Genomic DNA, 22,123 nt, shown 5'->3' on the forward strand with positions numbered 1-22,123 from the left:
CATCTACTCCTTTGGTGGGCGTGGCGCGGGCGGCGGGGGCTGCTTCGGCGGCGGTGACGGGTCGGTGCTCGGCGGTCGTGGTGCCGAGATTGACGGCGGTGCCGCAGGTGAGGCGGCGGGCGGTGGCGTTGTCTGCGCGGCTGCGTCGGCGGCGTGCTCGCCCTGGGTTCCCAGCGCCGTTCCGGCCTTCGGCCCGGCGGTCGCGGCACCCTTGGCGACACTCGCCCCGACCACCACCCCTGCGGCCACGGGGCCGGCCGCGGCCGCGCCGCCCCCGCCTGCGGCGGCACCTCCACCACCCGCGGCGGGTGCCGGTGCCGGGGTCTTCGGCGGTGGCGGTGTGCTACTTCCTCCACCGGAGCCTCCGCCCGCGTTCCCGCCGCCACTGCTGCTCCCGTCGAGCACCTTCTTCCGATCGCCGCCTCCTTGCGGCTTGGTCGGGACGGGGATCGGGCGGTTGAGTGCGCTCTTGGCGTCCTGCTCGGAGCCGATCGCGTGGTACATGTCGAACCCGACGAACGCGATGAACTTGTACGTGAGATACGGGGCGAACGCGGCCATCGCCATCAGCACGATCCCCGCGATGGGATCGCTGACCGAGGCGAGGTCGGCGTCGATCGGTGCGGAGACCTGGGTGATCGCGACGAGGAACATCACGACGAGCACGAGCTTGGAGCAGATCAGCGCGACGACGAACATCGCCCACTTCCCGATCCACCCCCGCGAGGCGTCCCACGAGGCACCGCTGAACGCGAGCGGCGCGAACACGACCGCCACCAGCAGGAGCGCTTTCCGGACGAGGAGGGACAGCCACACGATCGCGGCGGCGGTGATCGCGAGGCCAGCCATGAAGATCGTGATGATGGCGCCGACACCGGGAGCGGCGATGTTGATGCCGACCAGCCCTGCGGCGAGGAGGGCGATCTTGTCGCCCATCGACTCGGTGGTCTCTCCGGCGGCTTGCACGATCCCGATGCACAGTTGATCGACGACTTCCAGCAGCAGTGCCGTGAGCGTGATGACGACAAACGATCCGAGGACGGACTTCGCCAGGCCGAGCGCGGCGCGGGTCAGGGCGGTGGGGTCGCGGCGGATCAGCCCGGTGATGAGTTGGAGGCAGAAGAAGATCAGCATCACGAAGACGGCGATGCCGAACAGCAGGTTGTAGACGGCGATGTAGCCGGGCTTGGTGACATCCACCAGCGTCGTGGTGTCGAAGACCGACCAGACCGCCTCGAACAGCCACCCGGCGGCGGCACCCATCGCCTGCGCGAGCCAGTCGAACGGGGCCGCGACCAACGACGCGGCTCCTTCGCCGACGGCATCGCACACCGAGGAGATCACGGGAACGTCGCACACGCCCATCACGAACACCAGCTCTCGACGACGATGGGGCGGGTCAGACGGACTGGCCGACGTTCCAGAAGAAGTTGATGAGCGTCACGCTCGAGCCGCAGATCACCGCAGCGCCGCAGGAGACGAGGACGCCGATCTTCCCGCGCGAGGCGAGGTGTGGGTTGGAGGAGTTCGCGCCGAAGCCCCACACGATCGCGGACACGATCAGCGCGAGCACGGACAGGATGAGGCCGATGGTCATCACCGCGCCGACGATGGTGCGCAGTTGGTTGATCCCCGGCAGGCCGTTGGTGTTGGGGTCGATGTTGATGTCCATTGGCACCAGCAGCGGCGCGGACATGACGTTGGCGAGCAGATCGAACACGGTAGGTCTCCTTGGCGACGGGCGGCCCGCCCACGAACTCGCAGACGGGGTACACGCGACAGGTGCGCGCTCGTCGCCGTCCCTGTCGGTGGCCGCCCGTAGCCTTGGAGTATCTGTGCGTCGCTCGCCCGCACGGGACCGCCGGACGAGAGGTGCAAGGAACATGAGTCAGTACGGGGTGGATTACCTCCAGCGGTTGCGTGCCGCTGTTGAGAAGTTCGAGGAAGCGTTCGACGCCTGGATGAGCACTCAGGTTGAGTCGGATCACATGTCGGCGCGCGGCCTCTTTCCTACTGTGTGGACAAAGGAAGGCCAGGACCAGAGCGAGGTTCAACGGCTCGAACTCGGTGTCGCGGAGGCTGCTGGCCTGGCGGCGAGCGCTGTGTCAGTGACCGGTGCCTACATTGGGATCGCTGGTCTCGGAGCGATCGACCCGATCTCTAACTGGTCATTTATGTCTGCGCCCAAGGCCCCCATCGCGCCTCGGGATATTCGGACTACGACCGCCAACGTCAAGGGCAGGCTCGACGCGATGATCGTCGACGCCGAGTCACGTACCGACTCTGACCTTCCGACCTTCGCTCCCGCACAGTTTCACCCCGTGGTCTGGGCTGGTGCTTCCGCCCATTGGACGACGCATCAGTACCGAGTTGCAGTTCGTGAAGCAGCCGAAGGCCTCACGGTCCACTGGAAGGAACGTCTCGGCCGGAACGATGTCGATGACACGGTCTTCTGGCAGCAGACGTTATCGTCGGGCGCTCCTGAACCGGGCAAGCCGAAGCTCACCTGGCCGGGAGGGTCGGATGACAAGACGGTGAAGAGCATGCGCGGCGGTCTTGAACCGCTCGCTAAGGCCCTCAACGCGCTGGCCACTGGTCTGAACCTCACGGTCCGCAACGTGACGACGCACACGCGCACCGAACTGTCCGAGCAGGAAGCGATGGAGCGCCTCGCGGCATACAGTTACCTCGCGCGCCTGCTCGACCAGTGCGAGACAGCGAGCGCCGACGCGGAGGAATCAGACCGATGACCGCGAAGCCGCAGCTACAAACTTGAACCGACTGTGAGTAGCCAGTTCATCCAGGCCACGCCGCCTCCGGCGAGGACGGCCGCGCCGACGGAGACGAGGACACCGATGCGGCCTTTGCTGGCGGTCGCGTAGTTTCCGTGGGCCGTCGCGATCGCCCAGACGATCGCGGAGACGATGAGCATGAGGACGGCCACGATCAGGACGAACGTCAGGAGCGCGCCGACCACGGCGCGGAGGTCGCCGATGCCGCCGAGTCCGTCGAAGTCGGGGAAGACACCCATTGCAGGTCACCCTGCCTTGACGGTGAGGTGGAGGTGGTCGTAGTGGCCGCCGGTGATGGAGGCGGGGTCGTGCATGCCTCCGCCGTTGTATGGCCGCCAGCCCTCGGCGTCGCGGGCGACGGACCAGATTTGGCCTTGCCAGATCAGGTACTCGACGCCGAGCACGTCGGCGTTGTCCTTCATCCAGTTGGTGACCTTCCAGCCGGCGTCGAGTTGTGCCGGGGTGGGTCGCTGGCCGATGCGGTTGCCGAAGGTGATGTCGCAAGCCCTGCCGAGGGGATGCTCGGACTTGGTGCCGGGGCGTGGTGAGTAGCAGCCCCAGCCGGTGTCGGGGAACGCTGCGAGGGTCTGCTGGTAGAGGTGGAGCATGCGGGCGGTGATCTTGCCCGAGCTGGTGGGATCGTCGACGAGCCGGTCGGGGTCTCCATCGACGCCGGTCGGCGTGCCCGCAGTGGTGTTGTTGCAGGCGGCGGGTGATCCGCTGGTCGCTGTCGGCAGGTTCGCAGCCCCGTGCTCATTGAGCCAGGCGGCGGCGTCGATGGCTTCCCCGTTCGTGCCGCCGGGCCGGACCTCGAAGTGCAGATGTGCGCCGGTGCTCATGCCCGAGGAGCCGACATCGCCGATGTGCTGCCCTGCGTTCACGCGGTCACCGGGACGGACGTGGATGCCGCTCTGCCACATGTGCGCGTAGGCCGTGGCGACGGTCTGGCCGTCGATGGTGTGCTCGATGACGATGAGGCCGCCGTACCCACCGGAGAACTCCGCGACGGTCACGGTGCCATCCGCGGCGGCGAGGATCGGCGTGCCGTCGGGCGCGGCGAAGTCGGTGCCGGTGTGCATCTTCCGTTCGCCCGTGATCGGGTGCACTCGCATCCCGAACGGCGAGGTCAGCACCCAGGTGCCCTCGGGCAGCGGGAACACCACCCGCGACGACAAGACCGCCGGGCCGCCCGCGCCGCTAGCGGCACCGCCGCCTGTGGTGAGGGCGGCGAGGATGCTGTCGGCGACGGGCGCGTAGTTGCGGTAGCCGTCGGGGAAGGCGGAGACCTCGACGGCTTGGGCGGCTTCGCCAGGGTCCATCTGTTGCCAGCCGGGGATGTCGAGCAGCCCGCGCGGCGAGGGGTAGTTCGGGCCGGTCGGCCCGCCGAAGAACGCCTGCGCCTGATAGTTCGGGTCCATCAACTCGGCGACGGTGCCCCACCCGGATTGGGGGCGCATCTGGAACAGGCCGAGGGAGTCGTGGTCGCCGCCGTTGCCGTCGTTCGGGTAGTTCGCCGAGTCGGGGTAGGTGCCGGTGTTGGTGAGCATCCGCAGCGTGGACTCGGTGAGCGCGGCCATCAGCGCGATCTTGATTCCCGGCCTGCCCACGTTGGTGATGCCGTTGCCGACCGTGATGATCGTGGCCGCGTGCGTGAGCTGCTGACGATTCAGCGTGAAGGTCTCGTCGTTCGCGGTGGTCACGGTGAGCGCGTCCGGGATCGGTCCGAGGTTCACGCTCCCGGCAGGTGTGGCGCAGTACGCAGCGGCGGGGTTCATCAGCACCCCGATCCCGAGGAGCGTGGCGGCGGGGGCGAAGAACAGCAGTGCCAGCGCTGCGATGGTGGCTTTGCGGAACACGACGCCAGCCCTTCAGCGCAGCGGGTTGTCGAGCTGCGAGAGCCGCAGCAGATGACAGGTCGGGTAGGTCGGGGCGCAGACGACGAACACGGTGAACGCGACCGGATGCTCGCTGGTGACCGGTTGCCCGTTCCAGACCCCGGCACGGTAGCGGGTGCCCTCGATCGTGACGGCCGTCGTTCCTGCCGCGAGCTGCCCCGGCTGGGCCTGCGCTGCCGCGTCGGCCCAGCCGTCGGGGACGTACGCGGCCTCGATGGTGAGGTGTTGGCGGGTGGCGTATTGCCGCAGCTCGATCCAGGCGTCTCGGGTCGGCAGGTAGACGGCTACGTCGGAGGCCAGCCCCGCCTGTTCGTCCCCGCTGGGGTCACCGACCGCGAGGATCGTCGGGCTGTAGTCCAGCGGCCACAGCCCCGAGGCGGTGTCCCACGCGAACAGCGTGGACGCGACGCCGCGAGCGAAGGTCTCGGGGTCTACCGAACGCGGAACCGCTGGAACCCGTGGTGTCCGGGGCGTGCTCGGTGCCACGGTCGGCGGTGCCGTCGTGGTCGGGCCAGGCTCCGGGCCGGGATCGGTGCTGGTGCTGGTGCGGGGGCCGGTGAGGAGTCCGTAGACGCCGACACTGGCGAGGAGCAGCAGGACGATGCCGGCGGCGATGAGGGCGACGAGTCGGCGGCGGTTCCGGGGATCGGTGGGTGCAGGGCTCATGCCGAGCAGGTGCACATCCGACACCCATGCCAGCGGTCAGAGCGCGCGGAGTCGTGGCCGCTCCACCGCGTCTTCGCGTGCGGCACGGAGGGCGTCGGCGAACCGGACGGTGCCGTCGGTGGTGGTGAGGAAGTTCTCGAACTGCTCGTCGGTTAACTCGGCGGCGAGTGTGTCGGCGTCGTAGTGGGTCCACCAGTTGGTGAGCTCGCCCCAGGTCTGCACGAACGCGCGAAGCGGGTAGCGGACGGGTTGGCCGTCGCCGGTGACGAGCGGCAACGGCTTGGGTGGGGTGCGCTTGCCCTTCTTGATCGACTTCGCCTGGGCCACGGCTGCTTCGGCGCGAGCGTGCATCTCTGCCTCGCGCCGCTCCCGCGCAGCGGTGTCGGCATCGCGGATCGCTTGATAGATCGGATGCACCGCGTCACCGGCCTCGATCCGACCCAACCCGGCGGCGGCCTCGGCGCGCAGAGTCTCTGGCAGAGCAGGGTTGCCAGCGATGTCTTCGAGGTAGCCGATCTTCTCCAGCGTCGTGTGCGACGCGCCACCCGGAATCATCGCCGCCGCCTGCTCCCGGGCCTTCCCAAGCGGCCCGCTCGACGGTGGTGCAAATTTTGCACCACCGTCGTTTCCTGGCTGGTTCTCGCTGCTGAACTGGGTCGCGCTCTTGCGACGGGCGGCGTCTTCGGCCATGACCTGCTTGATCTCGCGGTAGAGGCCGGCGGCTTCGAGCTGGGTGTAGGGCTTGTGGAGCATGTTGTCGTCCTGCTCGGCGAGGAGCTGCCCGAGCCGGTCGGACAGGCCGCTGCGCACCCACACGTTGACGGTGCGCCAGCCGAGCTTCTTGATCGCGGCCAGGCGTCGTGCCCCGCACACCAGTACGCCGTCGATCGTGATGGTGAGTGGTTGCAGCAATCCGTCGCGCCCGATGGATGCCGCGAGGGCGTCGATGTCGCCGAGGTCGGCGCGGTGCCGGGTGCCGACGAGGATCGACTCGACGGTGCGGTCGAGCTGGATGCTGCCGATCTGTGGCCCGGTCACGACGACTCACCGCCTCCACCACTCGGAGCGGCCAGAGCGAGCGCGAGGATCAGATCGTCGTCGCGGAGCAGTAGGTCGAGCGTTTCGCCCAGCAGCAGCCGGAGCAGGATGCCGCGACCGCTGCTGGTGGCGACGTAGGCCGGGTGCGGGTTCCCGAGCAGCGCCTTCAGCAGTGCGGCCCAGGAGCGGCGCGGGAGGTCGAGCAGTGCCCGCGCGTGCCGGTCGCGGCGCAGCGTCTCGTAGGCGGACTGGCGGGTGCCGGCTTTCGTCAACGCCCCGCAGACGTGCTCGACCGCGGCCCGTGCGGTGTCGGCGGGCCAGTCGAGCAGGCACAGCATCGCGATGGCGTCCTCGGCCGCCGATCCAGCGGACATGCACGCTTGCGCTGACCCGAGACTGTCGCGCGGTTCCGGTTCGAGGTCGCTGGGACGCAGGTCGGTGGTGTGGAACGCGGGATGATAGTCGGCCAGCGCGGTGTCGCGTTCGGAGAACCGTTCAGGATCGTGGAACGCCGAAACGTGCGCGCGACGAGCCTGGTGCACCGAGCAGAGCAGGCCTTGGGCGCGTTCCTCGTAGACGCAGGTGATCCGCACGGCGTGGGTGATGATCGCCCACGGATCGTTGGCCTCGCGGGTCGAGCGGTACTGCATCGCGTCGAACGCCGCCGTCACCGCTTCCCAGGTGTCGAGCCTGTGTTTCCTCGCGAGAGCGCGGTACTTGTCGGCGGCGAACTCCATCAGGTCGCGGGCCACCGGGTCGTGAACCCAGGCATCCTCGCCGCCCTCGGCGAGGCGATTGAGCAGGGCACGCAGGCCCTCGCCGGTGGTGAAGTCCTCAGCCCCGTCGGCCGTCTGCTCGGTGCTGGTGCTGGTTGGTCTGGTCATGGTGTCGGCACCTCCTGGCAGGCAGGTGCGCACTCGCTCCCACGAGCGCGTCCTGCATGCCGATGCCGTCGCAGCCATGACCTGTCACCACCGTCAACTCATCGAGACCCCGGAGCGGGACACCTGCGAGGCAGGTGCGGTGCTGCACCCGAACGCCGAGATCGGCGGCAACCGCCGGGCGCGATCCCCGAGACGACGAACACCTGCACCGAGCGGGGTGCGGGTGCGGCGTGCCAGCTCGGCCTGGAAGTCGAGACCCCGCCCGGCCGCGTGCGCCGAGTGCCGGGCGATCAAGTCAGTGGGGCGCACCCACTCCACGCCTCGCCCACGAACGAGCGCGTGCCGCTTGCCGTCGCGGGCGACCGGCGCGGCCCGCACCGCCTCCGGCGTACTCATCACTTCGACCGACTCGGGGCGCTCCCGCGGCTCCTCGGGCACCAGCCGTGCGGGATCGGGCCTCGCGGAATCGTTGCGCTGGGGGTTCTCAGTGGTGTTCATGGGATCGTCTCCTCCCGCTCGTCGGCGGTGTCAGTGGTGTCAGTGAGGTGCGCGACGGCGAACCAGCGGCCCACGGTCGAGGGATGCACCCCGAGTTCGCGGGCGATCCGCTTGTTCGACCAGCCCGCCTCGCGCAGCTCCCACCCCAGCGCCCGCCGATCCGCCACACCCTCATCGCGACGGTTGGCCTCCATCTCGCCAGGCGGCAGCGCAGGCATCGAATCCGCGGTGTTCGTCGAGAACGAGTCGGCAGTGGCGGGTTCCGCATGGGGGTCGGTGGTGCGGGTGAGAATCACGGTCAGGTGCGTGATGGCCAGCAGCACGACGGGCGGCACCGCGGCGACCGAGGCCGCGAGCATCCTTGGCACGTCGGCGTCCGCGGCGACGACAGCATGAATGGCGTTCGCCGTCACCGACACGAGCGCGCCGCCTACCAGCAGCGCCCACGGATACCAGGCCGAGCGCTGCCCGGCGAGCGCGACGACGGCAACCGTGGCGACGACGATGATGCCGTCCACGATCAGCGGCCACGCCCACGCCTGCCCAGCCCCGATCCCGGAGCGAGCAGCCAGATCGGCCAACGACGTGAACGACAGCCAGAACGCCCCGGCGGCGATGAACACCGTCCCCGCGACCGCCGTCATCGCGGCCCAGCGCCGCCCTCCCGATTCACGCCTCACAGCCCAGCCCTCCCCAAGGCTGCGGACGGTGGGCTCGCCGAGCGACCGAACCACCGACCCGCGCTCTGGCTCCGGCCGCCGGGCGTCACTTCGGATGCGGGCTGGGTGGCTCGGTAGGCGGAGCGCACGGTCGTGGTGATCTCGCGATCACCCAGACCCGCCGACTGTGCCGCAGCACCCAGCGCATCGAGCGCCTCGGCGGGCGAGACGCCGTTCTCTGCGAGGCGGCAGGCAGCCCAGAACAGGCCTCGGTTCCGCTCGCCCTCACCCCGCCCAGCGACCCACGTCGCCAACCGCTCAGCATCCTCATCCATCGAGCCGCTGCTGGCGCGTAGTGGAGCGACGGGGCGCGGGTCGAGGAAGTCCCGCAGACGGGCCGCGTCCACATGACCGACCGAGTGCGCGGCGATGTCCGCGACCTCGTAGCGGCACACACTGCCGTCGATGATTCGCCGGGAGGGAGGAGCGATGATGTAGCCGCCGTCGCCCCGGAAGTCGACGCCCGCGGTGGCTGCCTGCCACGACCGCTGCTCGCGGCCCGGGGTCGCCGGGAAGTACACGTGCGCGCCTCCGGTGGGTGTGCGCACGAGCAGACCCGCGCCATCGACGAGCCCCGCGTCGGTGGCGCGCTGGAACGCCGCGCGGCCGTCGTGGGGGCCGTGGACATCGACATCGACGACGACAACGCCGGATGGAGCGCCGGTCGGGATGCCGATGTTCGCGTTCGGTGTGCGCGACCACCACGCGGCAACCTGTTCCGGGTCGCTGCTCGCATCGAGGAACCCACGGCGGGTCAGCGGACGCTTCCCCTCGACGACGCACGGAAACACGGGCACGCCAGCCGCCGCGAGGCTCCGCGCCGCGAGCCCCAGGCTCGGTGAACGATCCACGCGAATGAGCGCCGCCAGGACATCGAATGCTTCGGGCATCACAGCCTCCGCCCTGCCAGCGCTGGCGCCGACGCAGCACGCGGACGATCGGTCTCCACCGAGTTCGCAGCCGTACGGGAGGTGCGCGGACTGGGAGCGTCGCGTTCGAGTCCGGGCGGGGTGCCGTCGCCGACCTGGAGCGTGTCGAGCTGGTCGAGGATCGCCAGCGCGGTCTTCCGCACCCGCTCGCCGGTGGACTGCACCACCTGGACGGGCTCTTGGCCGTCCACGCGGGCGGCCCAGGTCGAGACGTACGGGATCGTGTACCCGGTGGTGTCCATGCCGTGCGCGGCACCGATCATCAGCGCGACGGACTCGGCTTCGACCTCGCGGATGCCGCGATGCTGACGTGCTTCCTCGTCGTCGGGATCGTGCATCAGCACGTGCGCCAGCTCGTGCGCGAGCGTCTTGACCTGCGCAGCAGGGTCCATGTTCTCCCGCACCGCTACCGTGCGCTCCTCATAGTCGGTCATGCCGTTCGCGCCGGAGATCATCCCCTCGTGTGGCACCCGCAGCACCTCGAACCCCGCGCCGCGAATCTGCCCGGCCAGCCCGTCCCACAGCCCCGAGGGTGCTTCGCCTTCCAGCAGCGTCGGAGCGGGCGGAACTGGCAATGGTTCTCCGTCGGTCTGGGAGGCATCCCACACGTAGGCCGGCCGGGCTCCGACCATCCGCGAGCGCACCACCTCGCCGGCCTTCGGCGTCTCCCTCGGCCCGAGCCGCCGCCACGAGCCCGCATCGGCAGGGGTCGCGGTGGCGAACCGGCCCGTCACGGGCGCGAAGATCATGTAGCCCGGCTGGCCCTTCATCACCTGCCGACCGAGCCCCTGCCACTGCCGGTACCCGGCAACCAGGGTGGGGAAGGGTTCGGGCACGCGGCCTGCCTCGAACGCGGCTTCGTGCTGCACCCAGATCAGCATCGTGTTGTTGAACGACCGCGACCGGAACCGCGCCGCGAAGGCGAGCGCCTGGCGCCAGTCGTCACCCGAGACCAGCGACTCGACCGCGCCGGTCAGCTTCTCGTGCAGCTCGTCGAGCTTCGCCTCTCGCGCCGCGCGGGCGTCCTCGTTCGATGCCATGCTCCGGCCTCCTCTTCGGCGGGCCGCGACGCGGCTGCGCGCGGCGGTACACCTGGCAGGTAGGCGCGAACACCCGCGCCCAGACCGTGAGCTGGACATCGTTCACCTCCTTGAGGCAGCCCGAGCCGAGACCGGGACGCAACATTGAGCATGCTCAAAATGCCCCGGAGTCCTGTTCTAACACTGACCGTTGAGCATGCGCAAGCCTTGATTTGTGCATGCTCAACGAGTACGGTTGAGCATGCACAACCACCTTCTGGGTGGACTACATCGATGCCTTGCCCGTTGCGAAGGGAAGGGGGTCACCGTCATGACCGAAGACGAGAGCCAGGCTGCGGCCGAAGACCTCGCCAAACGTCTGCGGCTCCTGATGGATGTCGCCGTCGCCGAGTCCGGCACGGAGCCGACCTACTCGCAGATCGCCGGCTACCTCCAAGAACGAGGCACCAACCTGTCGCGGTCGCGCTGGACGTACATGGTCAACGGCCACCGCTACGTCCAAGACCCCGCCGTCTTCGAAGGGCTCGCGGAGTTCTTCGACGTGGACGCCGCGTTCCTGCTCGGCGAGGACGGTGCTGCCACTCCCGAGAAGGTCTCTGCGCAGCTCGACCTGGTTCGGTCCATGCGTGCCGCGAAGGTGAAGTCCTACGCTGCCCGCACCCTCGGCGATATCTCGCCGAAAGCACTCCACGCCATCACCAAGTTCCTGGACGAGGAAATGACACACATGCCCGAGCACTGACCGGTACCGCACGATGGAGCCGCCACCGGTCCCTGCTCCCTACAGAGAAGGGGCGAACCGTGAAGATCGAACAGACCGTATCGGCGGCCGTCGCGGGCCTTGAGCTCGGCAATACCTTCGCCCTTGACGATCTCCTCCACACCGTCCAAGACCGGCGGCACCGTAGGCTCCGCGTCGTCGAACTCGCAGACCTCGACACCCACGACGGCCTCTGCGCGCTCTGGCTCTCCACCGATGCCGAAGACGTCGTGCTTCACGCCCGCAGCGACTCCGCGCTGCATCGCCAGCAGTTCGTGCTCCACGAGCTCGCCCACATGATCCTTGGCCACGGCGAAGGCGACGGCTGTGCAGTCGGGGAGGTACTGCTGCCCAACATCCCGCCGTACACCAGAGGTCGCCTGCTCAGGCGGCAAGACCTCGACAGCGAAACCGAGATCGCCGCCGAGTCCCTCGCCGACCGGCTCGCCGCCGGCATCCGAGGGTCGGTGTTCGCGGAGTCCAGATACTCGGAGATATTCGGATGATCCAGACGCTCGTCGCAACGCTCATGTGGGCGCTCGTGGCGAGCCTGCTCATCTTCCGACGCAAACGCACCGACCGAAGCATCACCTACGCCGCCCTCACCATCGCCATCGCGATGACGCTCAACGTGGATGCCGCCTACAGCGCCGTCGATCGACTGCTCGGTGGCACCAACCTCGCCACCCTGATCGCGGACGCGCTCCTGATGACCGGGCTGTTCTTCCTCGGCCGCGGCGTCATGAAGACCGGCGAGTACCGGCCCAGGCTCGTCCGAGCCGCCGTCAGCATCCCCGTCCTGCTCGTCGCGCTGCTCGCGATCACCGCATCGTTCCTGCTCATCGACCGCGGCACCACTACCACACGATTTATGATCGACCTCGGCGCACAGCCAGCGGCGGCGGTCTACTCGATCATCAACTTCACCTACTGCCTCGTCATTGTCGTGGCGATGCTCGTCCTCGCCATAAGGCAGTACCGGCACAACACCGGCATCCAGCACCTCCCCGCGGCACTGTTGAGCCTGGGGTCGGCGTTCGGCGTCGCGCTCTGCCTCGCCGTGATCGTCATGGACGTTGCCCACGCCACGGGCCACCTCGACCTCATGCACACTATCCAGTCCGCCTACGATCCGCTCTCCGTCCTGACCTTCGTGTTCCTCTGTGCCGGGTTCGCGATCCAGCCTGCCGTCCGTCGCGCTCAGCACCGCGCCCGGCAGAGGCAGACCGTCGCCCTCACAGCGCAGCTGGAGTCGCTTTGGCACCAGGCGACGCGCGCACGGCCCGGGCTGAGCCAGGCCGACCCCCTCGCCGCCAGTAGCGAAGACCCCGAAGGGCACCTCCACCGAGTGATCGTCGAAATCCGCGACGCGATGATCGACCCTCGCATCACCTTCGACATCAGCACCGACGACCGCGACCTGCTCGAACGCGCCGAGAGCCACCTCGTCGGAAGCGACAGTGCCCTCGCGACGACCTCGCCCGTTCCCTACGTCGAGGAGCGGGAGTCGTGATAGGCCGCATCGCTCTCGGCGCTGGGGCCGCGGCGGCAGCGGTTGCCGGGGTCGGGTGGGCCATCGCGCGGCGGCTCACCGCACCCGTCGGCCCACGAATGTTCGACCTCACCGTTCGAGGCGTCGAGTACACCGACGACGGCGACCTGATCGTGCTCGACCGCACCGACCAGGCCGCCGCGCCAGGCATCTACAATCTCTGGTTCGAGCACGGCGGCTGGGCGCAGCTCGCCACAGATAGCGTCGATCGAGGACCCACCCGCGTCGCTCGCAGGATCACGGGCACCACATCGGGTTTCACTCCGAAGACCGGCGATTGCGCCTCCTGGAGCGGCATCTACTACGCCACCCCAGCCGACGCCGGACTCCACACACGCGACATCACCATCACGACCCCCGCAGGACCATGCCCGGCCTGGCGCATCGACGGCGACCTCGCGACCTGGGCCATCCACATCCACGGCCTCGGCAGCACCCGCGCCGGCACCCTCCGCGGCGTCCTCGCCGCAACCGAACTCGGCTACACCTCCCTCGTCGTCAGCTACCGCAACACAGCAGAAGGGCCGCGAGTTGGCACCGGCCGGACGACCTTCGGCTACGCAGAGACGAGCGACGTTGACGAGGCCATCGGGTACGCCGTCCGACGAGGAGCCGAACAGGTCGTGATCTTCGGCTGGTCGATGGGTGCCGCTGTCGCTCTCCAGCTCGCCGACCACCCGCGACATCCGGGACTGATCGCCGCGCTCGTACTCGACTCCCCAGTCCTCAACTGGACCGAAGTCATCAAGTCCAACTGCGCCCGCAGCGGATGGCCTGCAGCAGCCGGGCACCTCGCGATCCCGTGGCTCACCCTCGACCCACTGGCACGCACAGTCGGCCTGCCAGGACGCATCCCACTTCCCACCTTCGACTGGACATCCCGAGCCGTAGAGCTCAACACGCCGACCCTGATCCTCCACGGCACCCGAGACGACTCCGTGCCGATCCGGCTCTCACAAGCACTCCGAGACGCTCGCCCGGACCTCGTTGAGCTTGAGACCTTCGATGCCGGCCACACCCTCTGCTGGAACAGCGATCTGGACCGCTGGCGGAACACGGTGACCGCCTGGCTCAAGGTGCGCATCCCACGCTGATCGGCAGAACGCAGCGGCCACTCTCGAAACCCGTCTCGTTCGGCCACGCCCGGAGAAACCCAACTCAAGCCGTACCTCAGCCGGTATCATCGTGGGTGTTGGCCTGCCTGGGCCATTGAGCGAGGGAGGACCAACGTGGCTGAGCCGTGGCTGTCCGCAGACGACATCGCCGCCCACCTCGGGGTCACCAAAGACACCGTCTACACCTGGATCGCCGAGAAGGCCATGCCCGCCCACAAGGTCGGACGCCTCTGGAAGTTCCAAGCCAGCGAGATAGACGACTGGGTGCGCGCGGGTGCGGCGGCCAGTGACCAAGAGCTCCACGTAGCCCATCCCGGTGTCGGTGGACGCTCCTACGCTCATGACAACGACGAGCACCGGGAGGGGGGAAGATGAACCTGAAAGACGCCCAGCGCTTGGTGAAGTCCAAGCAACGCGTTGCGGACCACGGCGAGGTGTTCACGCCGGCGTGGATGGTCGAGGACATGCTCGACCTCGTTAAGCACGAGTCTGAGCGGATCGACTCCCGCGTACTCGAACCCGCCTGCGGCTCGGGCAACTTCCTCATCCCCGTCCTGGCTCGCAAGCTCGCCACGGTCGAGCTTCGGCACGGCAAGAGCGAGTTCGAGAAGCGCCACTACGCATTGTTCGCGCTCATGTGCACCTACGGTATCGAACTTCTCGCAGACAACGCCGAAGAGTGCCGTCACAATCTCGCCGAGGTGTTCAACACGTTCTTGGGTATCGGCAACGATGACCAGTGGGCACGAGCGGCCCGCGCGGTTCTCACCGTGAACATCGTCCAGGGCGATGCCTTGACCATGACCGTGCCAAGCGGCCAGCCGATCACCTTTCCTGAGTGGGGCTACCTCGGCAAAGGCAAGTTCCAGAGGCGCGACTTTCGCTACGACGACCTCACTCAGCGCGCCTCGTACGAGGGAACCCTATTCGGCGAGCTCGATGACGAGGACCTGTTCGTCCCCGCGCAGACTTACCCGACGATGACCGTCATTCAGATCGCCGAGGCCGCCGCGTGACCCTTGCACCTTTGACTCTCCGAGGGCACAACCCGGATGTCTTGACCTGCATCGCGAACCTCTCCAACGATGAGGTCTTCACCCCGCCGGAGTTCGCGAACCAGATGCTCGACACGCTTGCCGCCGCGTGGGCAGACGCCAACGACGGCGCCGACATCTGGGCCAACCCCGATGTCACGTTCCTCGATCCGTTCACCAAGTCTGGTGTGTTCCTCCGCGAGATCGTGCGCCGACTCACCGACGGCCTGATCCTGACGATCCCCGACCTCACCGAACGCGTCGATCACATCCTCACCCACCAAGTGTTCGGCATCGGGATCACCCAACTCACGGCGCTGCTCGCGCGCCGGAGCGTCTACTGCTCGAAGTTCGCCAACGGCCCGCACTCGATCGCTAGGTCATTCACGACCGAGGACGGCAACATCTGGTTCGAGCGCACCGAGCACACCTGGGGCGGCGGGAAGCGGGAGTTCCGTGCTGATCCACTGACCAGCGAGGAAGTCGCCGTCTATACCAACCGCAAGTGCATCTACTGCGGCGCAGGCGAGGATGACTACGCCCGTGGTGACGACCTTGAGACTCACGCCTACGCCTTCATCCACACCGACGACATCAAAGCCCGCATCGCGGAGCTGTTCGGAGACACCATGCAGTTCGACGTCATCATCGGCAACCCGCCCTACCAGCTCAGCGACGGCGGTCATGGGACCAGCGCCGCCCCGATCTATCAACTCTTCGTAGAGCAGGCCAAGAAACTCGACCCGCGTTTCTTGTCCATGATCGTTCCCTCGCGTTGGTTTGCGGGAGGAAAAGGCCTCGATGAGTTCAGGGAGTCAATGCTGACCGACAGCCGCGTGCGGGCAATCAACGATTACCTGAGCGCTTCGGACGTGTTCCCAGGCGTCGGACTAAAGGGCGGGGTGTGCTACTTCCTCTGGGATCGCGACCACCCCGGACTCTGCGAGGTCACCACCCACTTCAAGGATTGGCCGACGACCACGGCCACTCGCTCTTTGCTCGAACCAGGCGCGGATGTCTTCATCCGGTTCAACGAGGCTCTGTCAATCTTGCGCAAGGTGATTGCCGTCGAGACCGGGCAGGAGCACTCGCTGGCACTGCCGGAGAGCAAGCGCTTCGAAAGGCTGGTCAGCTCCCGTAAGCCCTTTGGATTTGAGACCACGTTCAAGGGCAGAGCGTCAAAGGCGCCTGGCGACGTGCTCATCTACCAGAACGGTGGGACTGGGTATGTGGACCGAGCATCGATCCCTTCGGGCGCTCACCTCATCGATGGCTGGAAGGTTTACGTTGGCCGCGCCGCGCCCGGCACGGGAAATAAGGACACCTATCCCCATCGGATCATCAGCACTCCCTTCCTTGGCGAGAGCGGGAGCATCTCCTCCGAGACGTACCTCTGCATCGGAACCTTCGATACACGAGGAGAGGCGGAGAGCGCGCTGTCGTACCTCCGCTGCCGTCTGACGCGCTTTCTCATCCTCCTTCACAAGCCCTCGCAAGACACCACGCGGAAGGTCTATGCCTTCGTTCCGACCCAGGATTGGACGCGAGACTGGAACGATCATGATCTTTACGAGAAGTACGGACTCTCGGAAGACGAGATCGACTTCGTCGAGCGGATCGTTCGCCCGATGGAGGCGGACGAGTGAAGCGGGAGATTGACGAACTCCTCCCCAAGAAGCCCGAGGCGCGACTGCGAATCTACGCATGGTCGCCGAACGATCCACCAGTCGGCTACGCGGGGCTTCTCAAGGTGGGCCAGACGACGAAGGCGGATGTGAACGCGCGCATCCGCGAGTCTCAGGGGCAGATGCAGCAGGCATACACGCTGCACGTTGATGAGCTCGCCGAACGAGGCGACGGGACGGTGTTTCGCGACTCAGATGTGCGCCAACGGCTGATCGACAAGGGCTTCGAGAACCCGATCTTCGGCTCAGCGCGAGAGTGGATGTGGTGCACCCCAGACGATGTGCGCACGGCGATCACTGAGCTTCGCACAGGCGTGAAGCTCAGTGGAACCCATCATGAGAAGTTTCCGATGCGCCCGGAGCAAGCCAGCGCCGTGGACAAGGCCGAGGGCTACTACAAGTCCATCTGGGCCGAGGACTCTCACGCGGTGCCACGGTTCCTGTGGAACGCCAAGATGCGCTTCGGGAAGACCTTCGCCTCCTACCAACTCGCGAAGCGGCTCGGCGCCAAACGCATCCTCGTGGTCACCTTCAAGCCCGCAGTGGAGGACGCCTGGCAGACCGACCTGGAGTCTCACGCCGACTTCGACGGCTGGCAGTACCTCTCCTCGGCCACCGGGGGCAGCCCAGATGAGGCGGACAAGACTCGGCCACTGGTCTACTTCGGATCGTTCCAGGACCTGCTCGGGCGAGATCGGAAGACCGGCCTCATCAAGGCGAAGAACGAGTGGGTCCACACCACCAACTGGGACCTCGTCATCTTCGATGAATACCACTTCGGTGCGTGGCGAGAGTCCGCCAAGGAGCTGTTCGAGGGCGAGGACGAGAAAGTCAAGCAGAAGGAACTGGCCGCGGAGTACAACGACGGCCTCGTGGCCTTCGACGAGGAGCTTGACGAACTCGGCAACGACGAGGACGACTTCCTGCCGATCACCACCCGCGCCTACCTGTACCTGTCGGGCACGCCATTCAAGGCGCTGGCAACCGGTGAGTTCATCGAGGAGCAAATCTTCAACTGGACCTACACCGATGAGCAGCGCGCCAAGGCCGAGTACGCCGTCGCGCAACCGGACGCCTGGAACCCGTACGGGTCGCTCCCGGAGATGCGTCTGTTCACGTACCAGATGCCTGACGAGTTGATTGCCGTTGCGAATCAGGGAGAGTTCGACGAGTTCGACCTCAACGAGTTCTTCGAGGCAAAGGGCATCGGTAAGGACGCCGAGTTCACCCACAAGACCGACGTGCAGAAGTGGCTCGATCTCGTCCGCGGCGCTCACCTTCCCACCCAGGTCGACGCGATGCGGATGGGCACCCGCCCGCCATTCCCGTACTCCGATGTCCGACTCCTGCCGTACCTTCAGCACTCGTTCTGGTTCCTGCCCAACGTTGCTGCCTGCGAGGCAATGTCGAACCTGCTCGCGGAGAAGCAGAACGTGTTCTGGCACGACTACAAGGTCCTCGTCGTCGCGGGTCCCGGCGCGGGCATCGGGCTGGATGCTCTCCCGCCAGTGCGGGCGGCGATCGGCGACGGCCACGACACCAAGACGATCACCCTGTCGTGCGGCAAGCTCACCACGGGCGTCACCGTCAAGCAGTGGTCCTCGATCCTGATGTTGCGCAACCTCAACTCACCCGAGACCTACTTTCAGGCAGCGTTCCGCGTACAGTCACCGTGGTCGATCAAGAATCCCGACGGAGACAACCCGAGCGCCGAAGCAGTCCTCAAGCCTGTGTGCTTCGTGTTCGACTTCGCGCCCACTCGCGCGCTGCGTCAGATCGCCGACTACGGCGCCGGTCTCTCGCCGGAGACGCCGAACCCTGAGCAAGCCGTCGAGGAGCTCGTGAAGTTCCTGCCCGTGTTGGCGTACGACGGGTCGAATATGACCCAGGTCGATGCCGGCGGCATCCTCGACATCGCCATGTCGGGCACCTCCGCGACCCTCCTGGCCCGCAAGTGGGAGTCCGCAATCCTCGTCAACGTCGACAACGACACCCTGCGCAAGATCATGAACAACCCCGACGCCCTCAACGCCGTCATGAACATCGAAGGCTTCCGCGCGCTCGGCAGCGACATTTTCGAGACCGTCGTGAACAAGAGCGACGCCGTGAAGAAGGCGAAGAAGGAGAAGGGCGACGACATTACTCCGGCGGAGAAGAAGGAGTTGACGGAGGAGGAGAAGGAGTACAAGTCCAAGCGGACGCAGATTCAGGAGAAGCTGGTCAAGTTCGCCACCCGCGTCCCTGCGTTCATGTACCTGACCGACTTCCGTGAGAACACTCTTACCGACGTCATCACCAAGCTCGAACCCGGCTTGTTCCGCACCGTCACCGGACTGACCGTCGAGGACTTCCACCTCCTCGTGAATCTCGGCGTCTTTAACGCCACCCATATGAACCAGGCCGTCTTCGCCTTCCGCCGCTACGAGGACTCCTCCTTGTCCTACACCGGCATCGAGTCCCACAAGGGCCTGCGCCGCTACGGCCTCTACGACACCGTCGTCGCCGTCAACGACGAGACCGCAGTCTGACCACCCGTCAGCCCGAATCGAGAGAGCCGCATGTACTTCTAGACCCCGTGCAGCATCGAGGAGATGCTCACCGCCATCCGCAAGCGCGAGTATCTGATGCCAGCTATCCATCGTGAATTTGTCTGAGGCACGGATACCCTGTCGGCTCCTTCCTGCTCTGGAACTTCAAGCCCGAGACCGCGCAGTCGTACACGTTCTACGAGTTCCTGACGAACTACCGCGAGCGCGACAACCTTACGCGGACAAGACAACGGTTCCCTCCGGGCAGCAAGACCCTTCAGCCGATTGGTCAGAGGTACCGGCAGATCGACTCGGGTGTGCAGGCCTCCGGCGGCGTCTGTGCTGCGTTCGCGCGGAGCTCGGCGACGCTGGTACGGAGCAGGCGGAGCTGCTCGAGCTGCTCGTCGATCTCGACCAGTCGCCGGTCGAGGAGGTCTCGAACATGACCGCACGGCGACCCGCCCGCGTCACGTACTTCGAGGATCTCGGCGGTTTGCGCGAGGGTGAGCCCTGCTGCGCGGGCCCGGTCGATGAATTCGAGCCGCTGCACCGCCTCGTCGCCGTAGTTGCGGTACCCGGCCGGGGTGCGCTCCGGCGGTTGGAGCAGCCCGCGCTCCTCGTAGTACCGCAGCGTGGACGCCCTCGTCTTCGCCTTCCCCGCGAGTTCTCCGATCCGCATCGTCACCTCGGCCACCGACTTGACCTTCAAGCATACTTTAAGGTCCATTCTTTCAGGAGTGGCCGCATGAGTGGCCGGTTCGAACTGGAGGAGGCATCGTGACATGGCACACGGAGGTTGATCTCGTGGTGATCGGGACGGGCGGGGCGGCGATGTCCGCAGCGATCCACGCGCGCCTCGAGGGGGCCAGCGTGGTCGCCATCGAATCGGGAACCCTCGGCGGTACCTGCGTGAACGTGGGTTGTGTGCCGTCCAAGACGCTTCTCGCGGCCGCGCACACCCGGCACTCCGCCCTCACGAACCGGTTCTCAGGCGTCCCCAGCTCTGCTGGGATGGTCGATCTCAGCGCGCTCATCGAGCAGAAGGATGATCTGGTTGGGATGCTCCGCCAGACCAAGTACGCCGACATCGCCGCTGCCTACGGGTTTGACATCCTCCCGGGCACTGCAACGTTCACAGACGCGGGAACCCTGCTCGTGGATGGACGACCGGTGCGCGCGAAGTCGTATCTCGTCGCCACCGGCGCCGAGCCGCACGTGCCGGCAATCCCTGGGCTTGAGCAGGTTGATTACCTCACGTCGACCACAGCGATGGAACTGACGGAACTGCCCGCGTCGCTCGTGGTGATCGGCGGTGGCTTCGTCGGCCTGGAACAGGCGCAGCTGTTCGCCCGGCTCGGAGTAGAGGTCACCGTCATCGGTCGGCTCGCCCCGCACGCCGAACCGGAACTGTCATCCGAGCTCCGCAAGGCCTTCCTGGCCGAGGGGATCAGCGTCATCGGCGACCGCGCAGCCACGATCACCCAGCACGAGGGCCTGGTCCAGGTGACGACCCGCAACGGGAAGGACGCGACCGGTGAACGTGTCCTCGTTGCCACCGGTCGCACCCCGCGCACCGAAGGGCTCAACCTTCCTGCTGCGGGTATCGCGACCGACGAGCGCGGCTTCGTCATCGTAGACGAGCAGCAGCGGACCACGAACCCGGCTGTGTTCGCCGCCGGTGACGTCACTGACGTGCCCCAGTACGTGTACGTCGCCGCGAGGACTGGGAAGATCGCCGCGCACAACGCCCTGGGTCACGACGAGCGAGTCGACTACACCGGGTTGCCGTCTGTGCTGTTCACCTCACCCCAACTGGCCTCCGCCGGGATCACCGAAGCCAGCGCCATCGCCGCCGGATACCGGTGCGCCTGCCGATTCCTACGACTTTCCGACGTGCCCAGGGCCATCGCCAACCACGACACACGCGGCGGCATCAAGGTCGTCGCCGACGCCGACACCGGCAAAGTCCTCGGTATCCACGCCCTCGCCGACACCGCTGGGGAGATGATGCTCGCCGCAACCTACGCCATCACCGCCGGATTCACCGTCACCCAACTCGCCGACACCTGGGCCCCCTACCTCACCATGGCCGAAGGCATCCGCCTCACCGCGAACCTCTTCCGCAACGAACTCCCCACCTCCTGCTGCGCCTGACACAAGAGCCGGGCCCAGCGATGTGGTGATCCAAGTGATATCCGCGACGCCTTCAACACCGGCACCGACCGCGTGATCGACGCCTACGCGGTCAGCGTGGGCTCAGTTGAGGCAGCGGCGCCGAGCACGTCGTCTGGGCCGCTCACACGCGCAGCGCACCGGGACACTCAGCCGCCAGGTAGCAACCACAGCACGCTGCCATCTACGCAGTCGGCTACGAGTTCAGAGGCCGAAGGCACCACCACTGACGAGGATGAAGATGCCCAGGCCGATGAGCACGATCGGGAACAGGATGTGTTCCCAGCGTTCCAGGAGTTCGGCGATCGGTCGGCGGGTGGCGACGAACTTGCCCAGGCCGACGAGGGCGGCGACCAGGGCGAGGAACACGATGCAGTACGCCACCACGGCCGCTGGGCCCACGCTGAGGAAGACCGGGACGTAGACGCCGATGTTGTCCCCGCCGTTGGCGAAGGTCACCCCGGCCACCGTCCACACCCCAACCTTCTTGCCCTCGACCTTTGCCTCATCGTCATCGTCGGCACCGCGGTTGCGCCAGGCTTGCCACGCAGCCCAAAGTCCCAACCCCAGCGGAATGAGTCCGAAGTAGGGGATGACCTCTGGCGGCAGGAACGCTCCCGCCCCGAGCGTCACCAGCACGGAAGCGCCCAGGATGCCAGCGAACCCGAGGTACTGTCCGACCAGGATTCGGGCGGTGGTCCCGCGCTGGCCCGCGCCTCGGGCGAAGAACAGTGAGAGCACGATGATGTCATCGATGTTCGTGGCGATGAATAGGCCGATCGCCTGCAGGACGGAGGACAGGATCATGCGCCCACC

General features: G+C 66.9%; 23 protein-coding genes. 10 read left to right on the plus strand and 13 right to left on the minus strand.

The features are described 5' to 3' along the window. Positions 1-3 precede the first annotated feature (3 nt). Both G531_RS0104025 and G531_RS0104030 read right to left on the minus strand, forming a co-directional pair. Positions 4-1,365, minus strand: a complete 1,362-nt coding sequence (locus tag G531_RS0104025; RefSeq protein WP_026926267.1) for a hypothetical protein — start codon at positions 1,363-1,365, stop codon at positions 4-6. A gap of 34 nt (positions 1,366-1,399) precedes the next feature. Beyond that, positions 1,400-1,720, minus strand: a complete 321-nt coding sequence (locus G531_RS0104030) for a DUF6112 family protein (RefSeq protein WP_026926268.1) — start codon at positions 1,718-1,720, stop codon at positions 1,400-1,402. 163 nt (positions 1,721-1,883) lie between these two features. Here G531_RS0104030 and G531_RS0104035 point away from each other — a divergent pair, with 163 nt between their 5' ends. Then, a complete protein-coding gene (locus G531_RS0104035; RefSeq protein ID WP_026926269.1) occupies positions 1,884-2,750 on the plus strand; it encodes a TIGR02391 family protein in 867 nt (288 codons plus the stop codon). A gap of 14 nt (positions 2,751-2,764) precedes the next feature. On the opposite strand, the gene G531_RS0104040 is transcribed toward G531_RS0104035, so the two are convergent. The 9 genes from G531_RS0104040 to G531_RS0104080 form a co-directional block, all read right to left on the minus strand. Continuing rightward, on the minus strand, positions 2,765-3,031 hold the full coding sequence (locus G531_RS0104040) for a DUF6112 family protein (protein WP_026926270.1): 267 nt from the start codon (positions 3,029-3,031) through the stop codon (positions 2,765-2,767). A 6-nt stretch (positions 3,032-3,037) separates the two neighbouring features. Next, positions 3,038-4,648 carry a M23 family metallopeptidase gene (locus tag G531_RS27070; RefSeq protein WP_026926271.1) on the minus strand — a complete coding sequence of 537 codons (1,611 nt, stop codon included), beginning with the start codon at positions 4,646-4,648 and terminating at the stop codon, positions 3,038-3,040. 12 nt (positions 4,649-4,660) lie between these two features. Further along, on the minus strand, positions 4,661-5,353 hold the full coding sequence (locus tag G531_RS0104050) for a hypothetical protein (RefSeq protein WP_026926272.1): 693 nt from the start codon (positions 5,351-5,353) through the stop codon (positions 4,661-4,663). Between the two features lie 36 nt (positions 5,354-5,389). Next, positions 5,390-6,391: a ParB N-terminal domain-containing protein gene (locus G531_RS0104055; protein ID WP_026926273.1), complete on the minus strand. Its 1,002-nt coding sequence runs from the start codon at positions 6,389-6,391 to the stop codon at positions 5,390-5,392. Further along, on the minus strand, positions 6,388-7,275 hold the full coding sequence (locus G531_RS0104060; protein WP_026926274.1) for a hypothetical protein: 888 nt from the start codon (positions 7,273-7,275) through the stop codon (positions 6,388-6,390). The genes G531_RS0104055 and G531_RS0104060 overlap by 4 nt, the downstream gene beginning before the upstream one ends. Before the next feature lie 93 nt (positions 7,276-7,368). Continuing rightward, the gene (locus G531_RS0104065) at positions 7,369-7,773 is read right to left on the minus strand and encodes a hypothetical protein (protein WP_026926275.1); all 405 of its coding nucleotides are present in this window, start codon (positions 7,771-7,773) and stop codon (positions 7,369-7,371) included. Then, complete coding sequence (locus G531_RS0104070) at positions 7,770-8,417, minus strand: DUF2637 domain-containing protein (protein ID WP_013601299.1); 648 nt, start codon at positions 8,415-8,417, stop codon at positions 7,770-7,772. Before G531_RS0104070 ends, G531_RS0104065 begins: the two co-directional genes overlap by 4 nt. Before the next feature lie 32 nt (positions 8,418-8,449). Then, positions 8,450-9,382 (minus strand): bifunctional DNA primase/polymerase, encoded by a 933-nt coding sequence (locus G531_RS0104075; protein WP_013601298.1) that lies wholly within the window; start codon positions 9,380-9,382, stop codon positions 8,450-8,452. Further along, a complete protein-coding gene (locus tag G531_RS0104080; RefSeq protein WP_026926276.1) occupies positions 9,382-10,461 on the minus strand; it encodes an ArdC-like ssDNA-binding domain-containing protein in 1,080 nt (359 codons plus the stop codon). The genes G531_RS0104075 and G531_RS0104080 overlap by 1 nt, the downstream gene beginning before the upstream one ends. A 310-nt stretch (positions 10,462-10,771) precedes the next feature. On the opposite strand from G531_RS0104080, the gene G531_RS0104085 reads away from it, so the two are divergent. The 8 genes from G531_RS0104085 (at position 10,772) to G531_RS0104120 (ending at position 19,135) form a co-directional block, all read left to right on the plus strand. Further along, positions 10,772-11,203, plus strand: a complete 432-nt coding sequence (locus G531_RS0104085; protein ID WP_013601296.1) for a hypothetical protein — start codon at positions 10,772-10,774, stop codon at positions 11,201-11,203. A 59-nt stretch (positions 11,204-11,262) separates the two neighbouring features. Continuing rightward, a complete protein-coding gene (locus G531_RS0104090) occupies positions 11,263-11,727 on the plus strand; it encodes a hypothetical protein (RefSeq protein ID WP_013601295.1) in 465 nt (154 codons plus the stop codon). Further along, positions 11,724-12,734, plus strand: a complete 1,011-nt coding sequence (locus tag G531_RS0104095) for an MAB_1171c family putative transporter (RefSeq protein WP_026926277.1) — start codon at positions 11,724-11,726, stop codon at positions 12,732-12,734. The genes G531_RS0104090 and G531_RS0104095 overlap by 4 nt, the downstream gene beginning before the upstream one ends. A gap of 98 nt (positions 12,735-12,832) precedes the next feature. After that, entirely contained in the window at positions 12,833-13,867 is a 1,035-nt protein-coding gene (locus G531_RS0104100; RefSeq protein ID WP_206079889.1) for an alpha/beta hydrolase, read from the plus strand. A gap of 135 nt (positions 13,868-14,002) precedes the next feature. Further along, positions 14,003-14,263, plus strand: coding sequence for a helix-turn-helix domain-containing protein (locus tag G531_RS20290; RefSeq protein WP_035757278.1), 261 nt, complete (start codon positions 14,003-14,005; stop codon positions 14,261-14,263). Beyond that, positions 14,260-14,904, plus strand: coding sequence for an N-6 DNA methylase (locus G531_RS0104110; protein ID WP_026926279.1), 645 nt, complete (start codon positions 14,260-14,262; stop codon positions 14,902-14,904). Before G531_RS20290 ends, G531_RS0104110 begins: the two co-directional genes overlap by 4 nt. Then, on the plus strand, positions 14,901-16,568 hold the full coding sequence (locus G531_RS0104115; protein ID WP_026926280.1) for an Eco57I restriction-modification methylase domain-containing protein: 1,668 nt from the start codon (positions 14,901-14,903) through the stop codon (positions 16,566-16,568). The genes G531_RS0104110 and G531_RS0104115 overlap by 4 nt, the downstream gene beginning before the upstream one ends. Continuing rightward, positions 16,565-19,135 carry a DEAD/DEAH box helicase family protein gene (locus tag G531_RS0104120; protein WP_026926281.1) on the plus strand — a complete coding sequence of 857 codons (2,571 nt, stop codon included), beginning with the start codon at positions 16,565-16,567 and terminating at the stop codon, positions 19,133-19,135. Before G531_RS0104115 ends, G531_RS0104120 begins: the two co-directional genes overlap by 4 nt. A gap of 289 nt (positions 19,136-19,424) precedes the next feature. On the opposite strand, the gene G531_RS0104125 is transcribed toward G531_RS0104120, so the two are convergent. Then, the gene (locus G531_RS0104125) at positions 19,425-19,844 is read right to left on the minus strand and encodes a heavy metal-responsive transcriptional regulator (RefSeq protein ID WP_428829745.1); all 420 of its coding nucleotides are present in this window, start codon (positions 19,842-19,844) and stop codon (positions 19,425-19,427) included. Positions 19,845-19,912: 68 nt separating this feature from the next. Between G531_RS0104125 and merA the strand changes: the two genes are divergently transcribed. Then, positions 19,913-21,289 (plus strand): mercury(II) reductase, encoded by a 1,377-nt coding sequence (merA, locus tag G531_RS0104130; protein WP_035757281.1) that lies wholly within the window; start codon positions 19,913-19,915, stop codon positions 21,287-21,289. 222 nt (positions 21,290-21,511) lie between these two features. Here the strand turns inward: merA and G531_RS0104135 are convergent, their stop codons facing one another. Further along, on the minus strand, positions 21,512-22,114 hold the full coding sequence (locus tag G531_RS0104135) for a cadmium resistance transporter (protein WP_026926284.1): 603 nt from the start codon (positions 22,112-22,114) through the stop codon (positions 21,512-21,514). Positions 22,115-22,123: the final 9 nt, after the last annotated feature.

Origin of the sequence: Granulicoccus phenolivorans DSM 17626 = NBRC 107789 = JCM 15570, assembly GCF_000423085.1 — a bacterium.
GTDB classification, from domain to species: domain Bacteria; phylum Actinomycetota; class Actinomycetes; order Propionibacteriales; family Propionibacteriaceae; genus Granulicoccus; species Granulicoccus phenolivorans.

What these genes read in the sequence shown, in the direction of transcription:
- G531_RS0104025 (WP_026926267.1), bottom strand. Translation starts at nt 1,365, where the DNA reads ATGGGCGTGTGCGACGTTCCCGTGATCTCCTCGGTGTGCGATGCCGTC.
- G531_RS0104035 (WP_026926269.1), top strand. Translation starts at nt 1,884, where the DNA reads ATGAGTCAGTACGGGGTGGATTACCTCCAGCGGTTGCGTGCCGCTGTT.
- G531_RS0104040 (WP_026926270.1), bottom strand. Translation starts at nt 3,031, where the DNA reads ATGGGTGTCTTCCCCGACTTCGACGGACTCGGCGGCATCGGCGACCTC.
- G531_RS0104050 (WP_026926272.1), bottom strand. Translation starts at nt 5,353, where the DNA reads ATGAGCCCTGCACCCACCGATCCCCGGAACCGCCGCCGACTCGTCGCC.
- G531_RS0104060 (WP_026926274.1), bottom strand. Translation starts at nt 7,275, where the DNA reads ATGACCAGACCAACCAGCACCAGCACCGAGCAGACGGCCGACGGGGCT.
- G531_RS0104065 (WP_026926275.1), bottom strand. Translation starts at nt 7,773, where the DNA reads ATGAACACCACTGAGAACCCCCAGCGCAACGATTCCGCGAGGCCCGAT.
- G531_RS0104070 (WP_013601299.1), bottom strand. Translation starts at nt 8,417, where the DNA reads ATGACGGCGGTCGCGGGGACGGTGTTCATCGCCGCCGGGGCGTTCTGG.
- G531_RS0104075 (WP_013601298.1), bottom strand. Translation starts at nt 9,382, where the DNA reads ATGCCCGAAGCATTCGATGTCCTGGCGGCGCTCATTCGCGTGGATCGT.
- G531_RS0104080 (WP_026926276.1), bottom strand. Translation starts at nt 10,461, where the DNA reads ATGGCATCGAACGAGGACGCCCGCGCGGCGCGAGAGGCGAAGCTCGAC.
- G531_RS0104085 (WP_013601296.1), top strand. Translation starts at nt 10,772, where the DNA reads ATGACCGAAGACGAGAGCCAGGCTGCGGCCGAAGACCTCGCCAAACGT.
- G531_RS0104095 (WP_026926277.1), top strand. Translation starts at nt 11,724, where the DNA reads ATGATCCAGACGCTCGTCGCAACGCTCATGTGGGCGCTCGTGGCGAGC.
- G531_RS0104100 (WP_206079889.1), top strand. Translation starts at nt 12,833, where the DNA reads ATGTTCGACCTCACCGTTCGAGGCGTCGAGTACACCGACGACGGCGAC.
- G531_RS0104110 (WP_026926279.1), top strand. Translation starts at nt 14,260, where the DNA reads ATGAACCTGAAAGACGCCCAGCGCTTGGTGAAGTCCAAGCAACGCGTT.
- G531_RS0104135 (WP_026926284.1), bottom strand. Translation starts at nt 22,114, where the DNA reads ATGATCCTGTCCTCCGTCCTGCAGGCGATCGGCCTATTCATCGCCACG.